Source organism: Bradyrhizobium sp. 6(2017) (assembly GCF_011058295.2).
Taxonomy (GTDB): domain Bacteria; phylum Pseudomonadota; class Alphaproteobacteria; order Rhizobiales; family Xanthobacteraceae; genus Bradyrhizobium; species Bradyrhizobium septentrionale.
The window spans coordinates 300,393-316,998 of record NZ_CP049289.2 but is presented as its reverse complement, the minus strand read 5'-3'; the positions used below and the strand labels follow the sequence as shown (position 1 = coordinate 316,998).

At 65.3% G+C, this 16,606-nt stretch carries 11 protein-coding genes and 1 pseudogene; 8 read left to right on the top strand and 4 right to left on the bottom strand.

From position 1 onward, the window contains the following. Positions 1–198 precede the first annotated feature (198 nt). Together G6P99_RS01475 and G6P99_RS01470 are read left to right on the top strand one after the other, a co-directional pair. A complete protein-coding gene (locus G6P99_RS01475) occupies positions 199–1,326 on the top strand; it encodes an alpha/beta hydrolase (RefSeq protein ID WP_029080904.1) in 1,128 nt (375 codons plus the stop codon). A gap of 153 nt (positions 1,327–1,479) precedes the next feature. Then, on the top strand, positions 1,480–1,893 hold the full coding sequence (locus tag G6P99_RS01470; protein ID WP_029080905.1) for an EVE domain-containing protein: 414 nt from the start codon (positions 1,480–1,482) through the stop codon (positions 1,891–1,893). Positions 1,894–2,052: 159 nt separating this feature from the next. Here G6P99_RS01470 and G6P99_RS01465 read toward each other — a convergent pair whose 3' ends face one another. Then, positions 2,053–3,225, bottom strand: a complete 1,173-nt coding sequence (locus G6P99_RS01465; RefSeq protein ID WP_165127037.1) for a DNA topoisomerase IB — start codon at positions 3,223–3,225, stop codon at positions 2,053–2,055. An 837-nt stretch (positions 3,226–4,062) separates the two neighbouring features. On the opposite strand from G6P99_RS01465, the gene acs reads away from it, so the two are divergent. Together acs and G6P99_RS01455 are read left to right on the top strand one after the other, a co-directional pair. Next, a complete protein-coding gene (gene acs, locus G6P99_RS01460; RefSeq protein WP_029080907.1) occupies positions 4,063–6,003 on the top strand; it encodes an acetate--CoA ligase in 1,941 nt (646 codons plus the stop codon). A gap of 382 nt (positions 6,004–6,385) precedes the next feature. Further along, positions 6,386–6,901 carry a L,D-transpeptidase gene (locus tag G6P99_RS01455; protein ID WP_029080908.1) on the top strand — a complete coding sequence of 172 codons (516 nt, stop codon included), beginning with the start codon at positions 6,386–6,388 and terminating at the stop codon, positions 6,899–6,901. A 90-nt stretch (positions 6,902–6,991) separates the two neighbouring features. On the opposite strand, the pseudogene G6P99_RS01450 reads toward G6P99_RS01455, so the two are convergent. Beyond that, positions 6,992–7,592, bottom strand: a pseudogene (locus G6P99_RS01450) (thermonuclease family protein). A gap of 68 nt (positions 7,593–7,660) precedes the next feature. Beyond that, positions 7,661–7,912, bottom strand: a complete 252-nt coding sequence (locus tag G6P99_RS01445) for a DUF1674 domain-containing protein (protein ID WP_084518456.1) — start codon at positions 7,910–7,912, stop codon at positions 7,661–7,663. Between the two features lie 189 nt (positions 7,913–8,101). On the opposite strand from G6P99_RS01445, the gene G6P99_RS01440 reads away from it, so the two are divergent. From G6P99_RS01440 to purH, 3 genes are all read left to right on the top strand, one after another. Then, positions 8,102–9,448, top strand: coding sequence for an RsmB/NOP family class I SAM-dependent RNA methyltransferase (locus G6P99_RS01440; protein ID WP_029080909.1), 1,347 nt, complete (start codon positions 8,102–8,104; stop codon positions 9,446–9,448). Positions 9,449–9,565: 117 nt separating this feature from the next. After that, positions 9,566–11,317, top strand: coding sequence for a heparinase II/III family protein (locus G6P99_RS01435; RefSeq protein WP_051346216.1), 1,752 nt, complete (start codon positions 9,566–9,568; stop codon positions 11,315–11,317). Between the two features lie 250 nt (positions 11,318–11,567). Next, positions 11,568–13,160: a bifunctional phosphoribosylaminoimidazolecarboxamide formyltransferase/IMP cyclohydrolase gene (gene purH / locus G6P99_RS01430; protein ID WP_165127035.1), complete on the top strand. Its 1,593-nt coding sequence runs from the start codon at positions 11,568–11,570 to the stop codon at positions 13,158–13,160. Positions 13,161–13,265: 105 nt separating this feature from the next. Here the strand turns inward: purH and G6P99_RS01425 are convergent, their stop codons facing one another. Further along, positions 13,266–14,645, bottom strand: a complete 1,380-nt coding sequence (locus G6P99_RS01425; RefSeq protein WP_029080912.1) for an MFS transporter — start codon at positions 14,643–14,645, stop codon at positions 13,266–13,268. A 125-nt stretch (positions 14,646–14,770) separates the two neighbouring features. Between G6P99_RS01425 and ggt the strand changes: the two genes are divergently transcribed. Beyond that, on the top strand, positions 14,771–16,516 hold the full coding sequence (gene ggt, locus G6P99_RS01420) for a gamma-glutamyltransferase (RefSeq protein WP_029080913.1): 1,746 nt from the start codon (positions 14,771–14,773) through the stop codon (positions 16,514–16,516). Positions 16,517–16,606 lie beyond the last annotated feature (90 nt).

Genomic DNA, 16,606 nt, shown 5'->3' with positions numbered 1-16,606 from the left:
AATCGCCGGATTACGACAGAGACCATTCCAGATTTCAGAACAATCGACGCCTGCTGGCGCGACCCTGCAGGCCGGAAAAATGCGCTCCAAAGGGTCTCGCAAGCCGCCCTTCACGGCCTGAAGGCGCTGTACTAGCGTGGCGGCGAACCGTCGGATCCCGGTCTAACAATCGAAAGGCGGATCCCAAGGGAAAAACACATGCGTCAACCGCAACGCGCCACCGTTTCGCTCAGCCTTGTTTCGCTCAGCCTTGCACTCGCCCTCGCCGCCTCGTCCGCCACGGTCCACGCCCAGACTGCAGCCTCATACGACGACCTTGCCAGGAGCGAGGCCACAGCCAACGCCGAGAACGGCAAGCGGGTCGCGCCGCTCAAATCGATCGGCAATCCCACCAGCGACGTCTCCCCTGAAATGCAGGCGATCATCGGCGCGCCCTATCCGACGCATTTCAACGCTGACCCGAAGACATCAGCGGAATGGAAGGAGCTGATCGATCGCCGTGCCAAGCTCTTGGTCGCGGGTCTTCCGGCGATGAAGGCGAAGCTCGGCGTCAAGGTCGAGGAAACCAAGATTGCCGGCGTACACTGCTTCATCGTCACGCCGAACAAGATCGCGCTCGAGAACCGGCGCCGCCTGCTGATCCATGTGCATGGCGGCGGTTACGTGTTCGGCCCCGGCGAGGCAGCGTTGCCGGAAGCCATCATGATGGCCGGCTTTGGCGGCTTCAAGGTGATCTCGGTCGACTACCGGATGCCGCCGGACTCCCCCTATCCAGCCGCGCTGGACGATGCGATGGCGGTCTGGAAGGAGGTCTTGAGGTCGCATGAGCGCCACCGGCTCGCGATCTTCGGCACCTCGACCGGTGGCGCGATGACACTCGCGATGGTGTTGCGCGCCAGGGACGAGAAGCTGCCGCTGCCGGCCGCGATCGCGCCGGGCACGCCATGGTCCGACATCGACAGGATCGGCGACAGCTATGCGAGCAATGAGTGGGTCGACAATGAGCTGGTGACCTGGGACGGCTGGCTCGGCCGCGCGGCGAAGCTTTATGCAAACGGGACCAGCCTGAAGAACCCCTACATTTCGCCGATCTACGGTGACTTCAAGGGCTTTCCGCCGACCATCCTGACATCAGGCACGCGCGACCTGTTCCTCAGCAACACGGTTCGCACGCACCGCAAATTGCGGCGCGCCGGCGTGATTGCCGATCTCAATGTCTATGAGGGGCAGTCGCACGCCCAGTACCAGATGAACGTCGACGCGCCCGAGACGAGAGAGGCGTTCACCGACATCGCCAAATTCTTCGATCGATATATGAAACAGTGAGCGTGATGGTTTCTTCATTTGAGGCGCTTTCTTCACGCGAACCGGTACCCACGTCGCGCGAAAGCGCGCTGATCGGATGCCTGCGCTTGTCGCGGGCATCTGTGTGCCTGTAGATTGCCGCGCAATCGGCGCTTTGGAACGGGGTGAGTTGCGATGAACTACTGGCTGGTGAAATCCGAGCCGTCGACCTGGTCGTGGGACCAGCAGGTCGCCAAGGGCGCGAAGGGCGAAGCCTGGACCGGCGTGCGCAACTTCACGGCGCGGCAAAATCTCGTCAACATGAAGAAGGGCGACAAGGCGTTCTTCTATCATTCCAACGAGGGCAAGGAGATCGTCGGCATCGCCGAGATCATCAAGGAAGCCTATCCGGATCCGACCGACAAGACCGGCAAGTTCGTCTGCGTCGACATCAAGGCCGACAAGCCGCTGAAGACGCCGGTGACGATGGCCGCGATCAAGGCCGACAAGAAGCTCGCCGACATGGCGCTGGTGAAGTATTCGCGGCTCTCGGTGCAGCCGGTGACGGCGGAGGAATGGAAGTACGTCTGCAAGATGGGTGGGCTTTAGCGTTCCAACGAACTCCACCGTCGTCCCGGCGCAGGCCGGGACCCATAACCACAGGCGAGCATTATTAGAGCGCGCCGTGGCTCCGGCTTGTTTCCGCAATCAACATTTGGGGTAATGGGTCCCGGCCTTCGCCGGGACGACGATTAAGGGAAGCCGAGCTTACGCTCCCGCCGCCATCACCACCTGCGCCAGCAACTGCTCGCGCTTGGACTGGGTGCGGTAGCCTCCCATCGTCGCGGCGAAGCGTTCGAGGATGCCGTCCTCGAAGGCGGTGACGATGGTGTCGTGGACATAGCTCTTGCGGCAGATCGCCGGCGTGTTGGAGAGCTGGTCGGCGGCGGCGCGGATCGCATCCAGCACCTGGCGCTTGCGGCCGCGCTGGCTGGTCGCCGGCGTGATCCGCGACAGCGACTCCACGACGACGGCCGACGCCATCAGCGTGCGGAAATCCTTCAGCGAGATCTTGATGCCGGCGATCTCGCGCAGGAACGCGTTGACCGCGGTGGTCGAGGCGGCGCGAACGACGCCGGAGCGGTCGTGATACTGGAACATGCGCTTGCCCGGGACACCGCGCAGAATGCCGATCGCCCGCACCAGCTTGGCCGCGTCGCATTCCTTACGCACGGCCTTGCCGCCCTTGGCCTTGAAGGTCAGCACCAGAGAATCGTCTTCAAGCGTGACGTTGGACTTCAAAAGCGTGGTGGCGCCGCGGGTGCCATTGAGGCGGGCATAGGATTCGTTGCCGGGCCGGATCGCGGTGCGCGCGATCAGCTCGATCACCGCCGACAGCGCGAATTCGCGCGTCGGCTCGTCGCCGGACAGGAACGCCGAGACCTTGCGCCGGATCTTCGGCAGCGCCGCCACGAGCTTGGCCAGCCGATGCGCCTTGCGCTGCTCGCGGACCTTCTCCCAATCGGCGTGATAACGGTATTGCAAACGACCTGCGGCATCGCGGCCGACCGCCTGCAAATGCGAGCTCGGATCGTTGGAATAGCGTACCTGGCGGTAGGCCGGTGGAACCGCCATCGCGTGCAGCCGGCGGATCGTCCGCGCATCGCGGACGCGCGAGCCATTGGCACGGACGAATGAATAGTTCTTGCCGCGCTTGATGCGGCGGATGGTCAGCTCGTTCTGGTCGCCGAGTCGCAGGCCCAGATCGCGCGCCAGATCCTCAACGGAGGTCTTGATGGGCGCGTCGAGGTTGAGCTTGGCTCGCGGTGGCTGCAACTTTGCCTGCGGCCGCTTGGGCCATTGGCCCAGCGCCTTCGCCAGGGCGACAGCGGGATCGGCGGACATGGGCCGCACAGCCGCGATGTTCTGCTGATCCATCATACTTCCAAGACGCCTTGTTCCGCTGTTCTCCCGGTAATGCCGTTGCTTCGGGCTTCGTTCCGGTGGGGCCGTCCGGCCTCGGATTGGCGATTTAGGGCGTCCGGGCCGACATTGCGAGTCGCGAATCAGTTATTGACGGTTTCTAATTACCTTTCATGGGTGCCATTCGCCCGTAACCTTGATTTTGGCCTGTCCGGGACCGGTCAAAATGGCGGGATCAATGCCCGGAACTGGCTTTGGGAGGGCCGAGCAGGCCGGGCCGGACCGCGCAGACCAGGTCGGAGATCGTGCCCCTTCGTGCGCAATTCCGCGCTCGCACGCCGCCTGATGCGGACGGCCCACGGCTGGCCGAACCGCTGGCCCGCGGGCAGGGTTTGCGGGGGTCACGAACCGGCGTCGCCTCGACAAATTCGTAGCTCACGGGCCGTCAGGCCATGCCGGTCGCCGGCGGAGCAATTGTCGGCGTCGATCATCGCGGCGGCGTCCGACACTTCGTTCAACTCTGCCTGAAGCCGTCGAGCCAAGTCGGCGCCGGCGGGTCGTCATCGTGCGCTACACTGCTGCTGTGACCGCGAGCTGCACAGAGCGCGACATCACTACGACCAAGAGACCAGCGACGCGGAGCACGCGATCGCGCATAGGTTTCGCTCGTCAACGAGGCGCGGTAAACCGCCCGATCAGATGCGGAGGCCGGCGGAATGTCCGGCGGCTTCCCCGCGACGAAAGTGACAGTCCTTTTTCCTTGCCGGGCCGGAATGCGGCAACGCATAATCGCGGCAATGATCAAGACGGCTTGCCGTCGCGTCGTGTGCGATCGGCAATGAGTGGAGGAAAGCGATGTCCGAGAAGATCTATGACGTGTCGGCCGATTGGGCCAAGCGCGCTTACGTCAACGACGCCAAATATCGCGAGATGTACGCGCACTCGGTCAAGGACCCCAACGGCTTCTGGGCCGAGCACGGCAAGCGGGTCGACTGGATCAAGCCCTTCAGCAAGGTCGAGAACGTCTCCTTCGCGCCCGGCAACATCTCGATCAAATGGTTCGAGGACGGCGTGCTGAACGTCGCCTGGAATTGCATCGACCGCCACCTCGAGAAGCGCGGCGACCAGACCGCGATCATCTGGGAGGGCGACGACCCCTCCGAATCCAAGCACATCACCTACCGCCAGCTGCACGACGAAGTCTGCAAGATGGCCAACATCCTGCGCACCCGGAACGTCAAGAAGGGCGATCGCGTCACGATCTATCTGCCGATGATTCCGGAAGCGGCCTACGCCATGCTGGCCTGCGCGCGGATCGGCGCGATCCACTCGGTGGTGTTCGGCGGCTTCTCGCCCGACAGCCTCGCCCAGCGCATCAAGGACTGCGATTCCAAGGTGGTCATCACCGCGGACGAAGGCCTGCGCGGCGGCAAGAAGGTGCCGCTGAAGGCCAATGTCGATGCCGCGATCGCCAAGACCGGCGGCGTCGATTGGGTCGTGGTGGTGAAGCGCACCGGCGGTGCGATCGACATGAACCCGACCCGCGACCTCTGGTATCACGAGGCCGCCGAGATGGTGACGACGGAATGCCCGGCCGAGCACATGCACGCCGAGGACCCGCTGTTCATCCTCTACACCTCGGGCTCGACCGGCACGCCGAAGGGCGTGCTGCACACCTCCGGCGGCTATCTCGTATTCGCCTCGATGACGCATCAATACGTGTTCGACTATCACGACGGCGACATCTACTGGTGCACCGCCGACGTCGGCTGGGTCACCGGCCACAGCTACATCCTCTACGGACCGCTCTGTAACGGCGCGACCACGCTGATGTTCGAGGGCGTGCCGAACTATCCGGACAATTCGCGCTTCTGGAACGTGGTCGACAAGCACAAGGTCAACATCTTCTACACCGCGCCGACCGCGATCCGCGCGCTGATGCAGGGCGGCGACGAACCGGTAAAGAAGACCTCGCGCAAATCGCTGCGCCTGCTCGGCTCGGTCGGCGAGCCGATCAATCCGGAGGCCTGGGAGTGGTACTACCGCGTGGTCGGCGACGACCGCTGCCCGATCGTCGACACCTGGTGGCAGACCGAGACCGGCGGCATTTTGATCACGCCGCTGCCCGGCGCCACCAAGCTGAAGCCGGGATCGGCGACGCGGCCGTTCTTCGGCGTGGTGCCGGAGATCGTCGACGCCGACGGCAAGACGCTGGAGGGCGAGACCTCGGGCAATCTCTGCCTGATCAAATCATGGCCGGGCCAGATGCGCACGGTCTATGGCGACCATGCGCGGTTCGAGCAGACCTATTTCTCGACCTACAAGAACAAGTATTTCACCGGCGACGGCTGCCGGCGCGACGCCGACGGCTATTACTGGATCACCGGCCGCGTCGACGACGTCATCAACGTCTCCGGCCACCGCATGGGCACCGCCGAAGTCGAGAGCTCGCTGGTCGCGCATGAGGCGGTGTCGGAGGCCGCGGTGGTCGGCTATCCGCACGACATCAAGGGCCAGGGCATCTACGCCTATGTCACGCTGATGAAGGGCACCGAGCCGACCGAAGCGCTGCGCAAGGAGCTGGTCGCCTGGGTCCGCAAGGACATCGGCCCGATCGCCTCGCCGGATCTGATCCAGTTCGCGCCGGGCCTGCCGAAGACGCGCTCCGGCAAGATCATGCGCCGTATCCTCCGCAAGATCGCCGAGGACGAGCCGTCGAGCCTCGGCGACACCTCGACGCTGGCCGATCCCGCCGTGGTCGAGGACCTCGTCGAGAACCGGCAGAACAAGAAGTAATCCGGTTACAGCACCATCGGGACATCAAGGAAGGGCCGCGCGCGATGACCGCCGCGGCCTTTCGCTTTGCTGGAGCAGCGCTGCGACCGCCATCCAACGTAATCTCATCACACTCTGGCATCGGCCATTTCACGGGATTGTCAGAGGCAAGGCGGCACCGAGGCGCGTTTGCGGCCAAGTGTTGTTTTCAGGTCATTTACTTTAATCCGAACTTTTTCTTCTCTCCGGCCATCAGGACGTGTCTCGCGGCCGCGATGAAAACCATCCGGTTAAGACACGCGGTTAATATTGCGTGCGCGAGACCAGCGAGCCCGGTTTTTTCAGGGCTCTGCACCTTCGTTTTTGGCCCCCTCGTCGGGGCCGTTGGGAAGTGGAGAGGTTGATGTCGTTGAAGATTGCGGTGGCGCTGGCTGCCACCCTTGGTGCTGTTGTTTCGATGTCGCAGACGGCCGAAGCGCGGCCGGAAATGGTGGGAATGCACGGCGATGCCTATGAGCCGGGCACCATCGTGGTGAGGACCAACGAGCGGCGGCTGTATCTCATTCTCGATTCCGGCCACGCGGTGCGCTATCCGGTCGGCGTCGGCAGGTCCGGCAAGCAGTGGGCCGGCACCACACGGATCGACGGCAAGTATCGCTACCCGGCCTGGTCGCCGCCCGCAGAGGTCAAGCGCGACAAGCCGAGCATCCCGAACGTGATCGCAGGCGGTTCGCCGGCCAATCCGATGGGCGTGGCCGCGATGACGCTGACCGGCGGCGAATATGCCATCCACGGCACCAACAGGCCGGGCTCGGTCGGCGGCTTCGTGTCCTACGGCTGCATCCGCATGCTGAACGACGACATTACCGATCTCTATTCGCGCGTCTCGGTCGGCACGACGGTCGTCGTCACCCGCTGATTTCCGCAAAAGCTCGCGAGGAAAAAGCCGCGCATCCGCGCGGCTTTTTGTTTGCCGATCCGGTACCGTGGCAGCGGTAACCGCTGTCGCTTAGCGGATCAAATTTCCGCACCAGCCGAAGCGGTGGCCACCATTGTAGGCGCGCGCATGGCCGGATGCGAGCAGCGCAGCCGAGACGTTTTCGGTCTTCTTCGTCGCAACGTCGGCGACAACGCGTCCCTGATATTTGTCGGGACCGATATTGTAGATCGCGACATCGCCCTGGCCGAGCAGATCGCGCAGCGCGACAGTTGCCGCTTCCGCCATTTGCAGTTCGCGCTGACAGGATGCCTTCAGCTCCGGCGCGTCGATGCCGCGCAACCGGACCCGTGTGTAAGATAAGGCCCCGGCGCGAGATGCACCCGCGCCTCGAAGGTGTCGCCATCGATCGTCCTGATGACATCAATGCTGTGCCTGACGTCAGCGCACCGGCACGTTGCCAGATCACGTCAGTATCGTGCGACCGGTTCAACGGCCAATGCGACGGTACCCATTGAGGCACCCATTGGCGGATCGGAAGCATGCTGCCGACGGCGATGCCGAGCACGAACACCCAGGGCAGCGCCGCCGAGACGCGCCGGCCCCAAGGCGACCGTCGGAAGGGCGGACGTCCCGTCCCACGATAAGGATTTATTCTCTCGTATGGGGACATATTCCCAGACTGGCCTGAGTCGAGACGCCGGGCAAGACTCTCCGCAAAACCCTTAAGAAGTCCGGCTCTCAGAAGTCCGAGGCGATGCCCTTGGTCTCCCAATCGCCGTAACGCGTCGGTTCCGGCCCCTTCGGACCCTGGTATTCCTTCGGCCGTGCGGCCGCTTCCTGCGCGGCTAGCTTCTCGGCAGCCTTGCGCCGCGCTTCGGCCTCGGCGAGCGCGCGCTGCGCCGCCGGCGTCAGCGGCTTGTGCGTCGCGGGTTCCGGCGACGATGCAGATTTCTCGGACGCAGATTTCTCAGACGCAGATTTCTCAGACATGGCAGACTTTCTTGGCAAAACTTTCTGCCTGCGGTTTTCGTATCTCTGTGTTGGCTCAGTGACGACATCACGATCGCGAAATCCCGCAGGGTGATTCTTACATTTGGCATATTCGCATGCCAGAGGTGTTCTCGAGTTGATGGGCATGAGCCGAATGTAACTCCAGCACCTTCGAGATATCTCCGCTTCATGCCCCCTTCAAGATTTGCAGTTCCTGCCGAAGTCCCCGGTCTCGCGGCACGCCGTATCGCGGCCGACATCCTCGACGGCGTGCTGCACAAGCACCGCACGCTCGACGATCAGCTCGACGGCGCCGGCGCGCATCCCGGCCTGAAATCGCTCGCCGATCGCGATCGCGCGCTGATGCGCCGGCTGGTCTCGACCATACTGCGTAAACTCGGCACGCTCGGCCATCTGCTGTCGCGCCTGCTCGATCGCGGCATCCCGACCGATGCGCCGCGTGCGCAGAGCGCGCTGCTGATCGGCGCCGCGCAGATTCTCTGGATGGATGTGCCGGATCACGCCGCGGTCGATCTCTCGGTGCGGCTGGTGCAGTCGGACCGGCGTGCGGCGAAATATGCCGGGCTCGTCAACGCCGTGCTGCGCCGCTGCGCGCGCGAGGGCCAGGGCCTGATCGATGAGACCAGCGCGCAGACGCTGGACCTGCCGCAATGGATGCTGGCGCGCTGGAACGCGCATTACGGCGAAGCCACCGCGCGCGACATGGCGCTGGCGCTCGGCCATGAGCCGTCGCTCGACCTCACGGTGAAGTCGGACGCGCCGCAATGGGCGAGCCGTCTGCATGGCGAGACGCTGCCGACGGGAACCGTGCGCACGCTGCTGCAGGGTTCCGTCACGATGCTGCCGGGTTTTGCCGAAGGCCATTGGTGGGTGCAGGACGCCGCCGCCGCGCTGCCGGTGCGCCTGTTTGGCGACATCAAGGACAAGACGATCGCCGACCTCTGCGCGGCGCCCGGCGGCAAGACCGCCCAGCTCGCGCTTGCAGGCGCACACGTCACCGCGATCGACCGCTCGCCGGCGCGGGTCGCGCGGCTGCGCGACAATCTCACGCGGCTGGCCTTGGAGGCCGAGACGATCGTCGCCGACGCCGCCGAATGGCCCGCGGCGGCCGGAAGCTTCGACGGTATTCTGGTCGACGCACCCTGCAGCTCGACCGGAACCATCCGCCGCCATCCCGACGTCGCCTGGCTGCGCCAGGAAGGCGATATCGCGGCGCTATCGGCCCTGCAGAAGCGGCTGCTGCAAAAGGCCACCAATCTGCTGAAGCCGGGCGGCACGCTGGTCTACTGCACCTGCTCGCTGGAGCCGGAAGAAGGCGAGCAGGCGATCGCCGCGCTGCTGGCGAGCGAATCAGGCCTGCGCCGTGCGCCGGTCGAGAAGGACGAGGTCGCCGGCCTCGACGACATCATTACCGCCGACGGCGATCTGCGCACCCTGCCCTGCCATCTGCCCAACGCCGACCCACGGCTGGGCGGGCTGGACGGGTTTTACGCCGCCAGGCTGGTTAAGTCCTGATTTTAAACTTCAGTCTTCTAAGCTCGAAGTGATTCGTGCGGTATCAAGAGGGTGTCTTGGCCGCATTTCCGGATTAAATAAGGATTCGTTGAAAATTCCCTCCCCGCAAGGTTAGGCGTGTCGGTCGCTCAAAGCAGACGCATCTCGACGCTGATTGCTGGCCGCTTCGCGCGCAGCGTGATCGCGCGCGCCAGCGGGAGCACGGTTGCGCTGTCGCGGCTGTGGCCCGGCCGCACCGACCGGCTGATCATCGCCCCGCATGATCTGAGGACCGCCGACGCCACCCGCGCCGCCGAGATCTATGCCGGGCGATTCGTCTTCGCCGGCAAGATCGTCACCTGCCACGGCCGCTCGATCTTCGACCTCGAGCCGCCGTCGGAGGATTGGGAAGCCGCCCTGCTCGGCTTCGGCTGGCTGCGCCATCTGCGCGCCGCCGACACCGCGCTGACCCGCGCCAATGCCCGCTCGCTGGTCGACGACTGGATCTCCAACCAGGCGCGCAGGCGGCCGCTGGAGCGCCGCGCCGATGTCCGCGCGCGGCGCGTGATCTCGCTGTTGTCGCAGGCACCGCTGGTGCTCGGCGATACCGACGGAAAATTCTACCGCAAATATCTGCGCGGGCTGGCGCGCGAGATCCGCTATCTGCGCTACTCCATCCTCGACAATGACGGCGTGCCGCGCCTGCAGGTCCTGATCGCGCTGTGCTATGCCTCGCTCTGCCTCGCCAACCAGGCGCGCAATATCAAGACGACCACGCGCAAGCTGTCGGACGAATTGCAGCGCCAGATCCTGCCCGATGGCGGCCACATCTCGCGCAATCCCGGCGCGCTGGTCGAGCTGCTGAGCGATCTGTTGCCGCTGCGCCAGACCTTTGCTGCACGGAATATCGCGCCGCCGCCGGCGCTGCTCAACGCCATCGACCGCATGATGCCGATGCTGCGCTTCTTCCGTCACGGCGACGGCAGCTTCGCGCTGTTCAACGGCATGTCGACCGCGCCGTCCGATCTGGTCGCGACGCTGCTCGCCTATGACGACACCCGCGGCGTGCCGATGGCGAGCATGCCGCATAGCGGCTTCCAACGGCTCGATGCCGGCAGCACGGCGTTGATCATCGACACCGGCGCCCCGCCGCCGCCGAGCGTCAGCCAGGATGCGCATGCCGGCTGCCTGTCGTTCGAGCTCTCCTCGGGGCCGAGCCGCATCGTCGTCAATTGCGGCATGCCGTCGACCGGGCGCGACAATTGGCGGCCGTTCGCACGTTCCACCGCCGCGCATTCGACGCTGACCTATCGCGACACCTCGTCGTGCCAGTTCGTCGAGCTGTCGGCGATGAAGCGGCTGTTGCGCGGCGCGCCGATCACCAGCGGCCCCAACAATGTCGAGAGCTACCGCGAAGCGGTCGCCGACGGCGACGTGCTCACCGCCTCGCATGACGGCTATCTCTCGCGCTTCGGTGTGATCCACCGCCGCGTGCTGATGGTCTCCCAGGATGGCACCCGGCTCGAAGGCGAGGACTCGCTGTCGCCGGCGCCGGGCGGCCGCATCAAGGGCAGCGAGGCCGATTTCGCGCTGCGCTTCCATCTGCACCCTTCGGTGAAGGCGAGCCGGCTGTCGGATGCCCGCGGCGTGATGCTGGTGCTGCCGAACCGCGACGTCTGGACCTTCGAGGCGTTGGACGACAAGGTCGACCTCGAGGACAGCGTGTTCCTGGCCGGCAATGATGGCCCGCGCCGCACCTCCCAGATCGTGATCCGGCAGGACGCAAGGCAGGCCGCCACCATCCGCTGGAGCTTCGTGCGCTCCTCGACCTCGGCCACCGCCACCAACGCGCGCCGCAACGCCCGCCGCGAGCCGGAACTGCCGCTGTAGGGCGACCGAACGACTCCCGACCGTCGTCCTGAGGAGCGGCGCTTACGCCGCGTCTCGAAGGATGCACGGCCCGGCTGGTGGCCGTCGACCCTTCGAGACACGCTCCGCGCTCCTCAGGGTGACGGTTAGACAGGGCCGAGCGATTTCGCCCCAATCATCCGCAATTTCGGGGGAATCGGCCCCGGAGACCGGTTTCGTAGGGCACCAAACCATGCTACCCGGCTGCCTTAACAGCCAGGGATTTCCTAGAATGACCGAACAGCTTCGCCGCGTGACCCGCGCTCTGTTGTCCGTTTCCGACAAGACCGGACTGATCGATTTCGCCAGGGCGTTGGCCGACCATGGCGTCGAGCTGGTGTCGACCGGCGGCACCGCCAAGGCGATCGCGGCGGCGGGGCTGAAGGTCAAGGACGTCTCCGAGCTCACCGGTTTCCCGGAGATGATGGATGGCCGGGTCAAGACACTGCATCCGAAGGTGCATGGCGGCCTGCTCGCGATCCGCGACAACAAGGAACATGCCGCGGCGATGGCCTCGCACGGCATCGCCCCGATCGACCTTCTGGTCGTCAACCTTTATCCGTTCGAGGCCACCGTCGACAAAGGCGCCGGCTTCGAGGAGTGCATCGAGAACATCGACATCGGCGGCCCCGCGATGATCCGCGCCGCGGCGAAGAACCATGACGACGTCGCCGTGGTGGTCGAGGCGCAGGATTACCAGGCGGTGCTCGACGAGCTCGCCGCGCACAAGGGCGCGACCTCGCTCGGCCTGCGCCGCCGGCTCGCCGCCAAGGCCTATGCCCGCACCGGAGCCTATGACGCCGCGATCTCGAACTGGTTTGCCGTGCAGCTCGACACCAGGGCGCCGGACTTCCGCGCCTTCGGCGGCAAGCTGATCCAGTCGCTGCGCTATGGCGAGAACCCGCACCAGACCGCGGCGTTCTATGCCACGCCGGAGAAGCGGCCGGGCGTTGCGACCGCACGCCAGCTGCAGGGCAAGGAACTGTCCTACAACAACATCAACGACACCGACGCGGCCTATGAATGCGTCGGCGAGTTCGATCCGCAGCGCACCGCGGCCTGCGTGATCGTCAAGCACGCCAATCCCTGCGGCGTCGCCGAGGGTCCCGATCTCGCCACCGCCTATGCCCGCGCGCTCGCCTGCGATTCCACCTCGGCCTATGGCGGCATCATCGCGGTCAACCGCAAGCTCGACGCGGACGCGGCGCGCGCCATCATCGGCATCTTCACCGAGGTGATCATCGCGCCCGACGCGACCGAGGAGGCGATCTCGATCATCGCCGGCCGGCGCAATCTGCGCCTGCTGCTTGTGGGCGCGCTGCCCGATCCGCGCGCACTCGGCCTCACCGCCAAGACCGTCGCCGGCGGCCTCCTGGTGCAGAGCCGTGACAACGCGGTGGTCGAGGACATGAACCTGAAGGTCGCGACCAGGCGCGCGCCGACCGACGCCGAGCTGCGCGATCTCAAATTCGCCTTCCGCGTCGCCAAGCACGTCAAGTCGAACACCATCATCTATGCCAAGGACCTCGCCACCGTCGGCATCGGCGCCGGCCAGATGAGCCGGGTCGATTCCGCACGTATCGCCGCGCGCAAGGCGCTGGATGCGGCGGCCGAGCTGAAGCTCGCCGAGCCGCTGACCAAGGGGTCGGTGGTCGCCTCCGACGCGTTCTTTCCGTTCGCCGACGGCATGCTCGCCTGCATCGAGGCCGGTGCGACTGCGGTGATCCAGCCCGGCGGCTCGATGCGCGACGACGAGGTGATCAAGGCCGCGGACGAACACGGCATCGCGATGGTGTTCACCGGCGTGCGGCACTTCCGGCACTGACGCAGCATCGTCATTGCCGGGCTTGACCCGGCAATCCATCTCCTGAAGAAAAAATTCGTGAAGGGCGATGGATGCCCGGGTCAAGCCCGGGCATGACGAAGCAACCTATTCCCGCACCTTCGCCAGCAACACCAACCCCACCACGAAAAACCCCACCAGCACGGCCATGCCGGCCTTCTGGCTCGCGGTCGCCGCGGTGATCGCGCCGATCAGCAGCGGGCCGATGAACGACGTCACCTTCCCGGTGAGCGCGAACAAGCCAAAATACTGCGCGATGCGATCCTGCGGCGCGAGGCGGATCAGAAGCGAGCGCGAGGCCGCCTGCAGCGGCGCGCCGGTGGCGCCGATCAGGCAGCCCAGCACGATATAGGCGCGCTCGGCAGCGCCCGCGAACAGCGGGCCACCGGGCACCGGTGGCGCGACTGGAATGAACAGGATGGAATCCTTGTTCACGGTCAGAATCACGACGATCGCAAACAGCAGGATCACAAGACTGCAGGTAATCACGCGCTTCGGCCCGAACGCATCGTCGAGCTTGCCCCCGAGCCAGCCGCCGAAGGTGCCGGCCACCGCCAGGATGATGCCGAAGGTGCCGATCCGGATCGTGTCCCAACCGAACGTGCCGGCGGCATAGATGCCGCCGAAGGCGAACAGCGAGACCAGCCCGTCGGTGTAGATCATGTTCGCCAGCAGAAACCGCGCCAAGGATTTCTGCTTGGGCAGGCTCGTCAATGACCCCCTGAGCCCGCGCAGGCCTGCGCCGACCGCCTCGCGCAACGGCCGTTTCGCCGGATAGTCCGGCGTGAACAGGAACATCGGCGTCACGAAGATGATGAACCACAGCCCGGTCAGCGGCCCGGTGATGCGGTCGCCCTCATGCATGACGGGATCGAGACCGAACAGCGGCGTGAAGTCGAACAGCGTGCGGCCGGTCTCGGCATTGGCGGCGAGGAAGCCGAGCACCAGCACGAGGCTCAGGATGCCGCCGACATAACCGGTGGCCCAGCCGGTGCCGGACAGACGCCCGATCCTGTCGGGCGGTACCAGCGTAGGCATCATCGCATTGTTGAAGACGGTCGCGAACTCGACGCCGACGCTCGCGATCGCATAGGCCAGCAGCAGCGCGGGGATGATGTCGGGATTGCCGGGCTCGCCGATCCACATCGCGCTGGCGCCGATCACCAGCAGCGCGCCGAAGCCCGCGATCCACGGCTTGCGGCGTCCGCTGGCGTCGGCGATCGCCCCTAACACCGGCGACAGCAGCGCGATCGCCAGCCCTGCGGCTGCCGTGGCAAACCCCCACAGCGCCTGCCCGCTTGCGGGATCAGGAGCGACGAAGCTCGCGAAGTATGGCGCGAACACGAAGGTCGTGATCAGCGTGAAATAGGGCTGCGCAGCCCAGTCGAAGAAGATCCAGCTGATGACGGCTGCGCGGCCCGGATAGACCTTGGTGTAGGCCTTCGCATCGTCAGCGCCCGTCTGCATTGTTGCCGTCATCGCGAAACATATTCCTCAAGTCGAACCGCAGGCAGGCTTTTGCCGCTTCAATCCGTTCCCATATAGCATGAGCCGGTTTGCTGATACCGCGATGAACAGGGCAGGACATTTCGATGGCGCTGACGGCAACGATGTCGCGACGGCTGTTTGCCGTTCTCCTGGTAATTGGCATCGCGATGCCGGCCCTCGGCCAGGTGCAGCGTCGCGCCTACGAGCCTTCGGCCACCGATGCGATTCAAAGCATTCGCACCGAACACGGCATGGTGGTGGCGCAGGAGAAGCTTGCGGCGCGGGTTGGCGCCGACATTCTGCGGCAGGGCGGCAATGCAGTCGACGCTGCGGTCGCCACCGGCTTTGCGATGGCGGTGACCTATCCGCGCGCTGGCAATATCGGCGGCGGCGGCTTCATGGTGATCCATCTCGCCGGGCGCAATGAAGAAGTCGCGATCGACTATCGCGAGACCGCGCCGCAGGCCGCAACCCGCGACATGTTCCTGAACGCTGAGGGCAAGCCCGATCCCGACAAGTCGCGCAACTCCGCGCTCGCGATCGGCGTGCCCGGCACGGTCGCAGGCCTCGCGCTGGCGCTGGACAAATACGGCTCCGGCAAGTTCACGCTGGCGCAGATCATCAAGCCCGCCATCGATCTCGCCCGCGACGGCTTCATCGTCACCGACGACACGTCGGACACGCTGGGTGACATGTATCGCCGCATGTCGCGCTGGCCGAATTCGGCCAAGACATTCTCGCATGCCGACGGGACGCCGCTGCGTGAAGGCGACCGCCTGATCCAGGGCGATCTCGCGGCAACGTTGACGGCGATTGCCGGACAGGGGCCGCGCGGCTTCTACGAAGGCGCGGTCGCCGAGAAGCTTGTCGCAGGAATCAGGAATGCCGGCGGCATCTTCAGCCTCGAGGATCTGAAATCCTATCAGCCGGTGATCCGCACGCCGATCCGCGGCAGCTATCGCGGCTACGACATCGTCTCGATGCCGCAGCCGTCCTCCGGCGGCGTCGTGCTGCTGGAGATCCTCAACATCCTCGAGGGCTTTCCGATGTCCGACATGAAGCAGGGCTCGGCCGCCTCGCTGCATGTGATGATCGAGGCGATGAAGCGCGCCTATGCCGATCGCGCCCGCTATCTCGGCGATCCCGCCTTCGTCGACGCGCCGACGCAGCTGCTGATCGACAAGGCCTATGCCGCCAGGCAACGCGCGACCATCGACCTCGCCCATGCCACGCCCTGGACCGACGTGCGCAACGCGAAGCAGCCGCACGAGGGCGACAACACCACGCATTATTCCGTCGTCGATGCCGGCGGCAACGCCGTCAGCAACACCTACACGCTGAACTTCCCCTATGGGGTCGGCCTTGTCGCCGACGGCACCGGCGTGCTGCTCAACAACGAGCTCGACGATTTCACCGCGGCGCCCGGCGCCTCCAACGCCTTCGGCCTGGTCGGCTTCGAGGCCAATCTGCCGGGACCCGGCAAGCGCCCGCTGTCGTCGATGGCGCCGACCATCGTGCTGAAGGACGGTAAGCCGGTGCTGGTAACGGGATCGCCCGGCGGCAGCCGGATCATTTCGGCTGTGACGCAGATCATCGTCGACGTGATCGACTACAGGATGGATATCGCAGCCGCGGTCGCCGCGCCGCGGATGCATCACCAATGGCTGCCCGACGAGGTCCGGATCGAGAAAGGCTTCCCCGACGAGGTGCTGGCCGAGTTGAAGGCCAAGGGCCACAAACCGGTCGAGCCGCTCGGCTACTCCTCCGCGAACTCGATCGTGGTCACGACCAATGGTCTGCTCGGCGCCCCGGACCCGCGCACGCGCGGCTCGGAGGCCGCGGGGTACTAGAGAGCGTTTTCGAGCGAAGCGGACACCGGTTCGCGCGAAGAAAACGCGTCAAAACAAAAAGCTAACGCAAACGCGGCTTTGCCCGGCCGG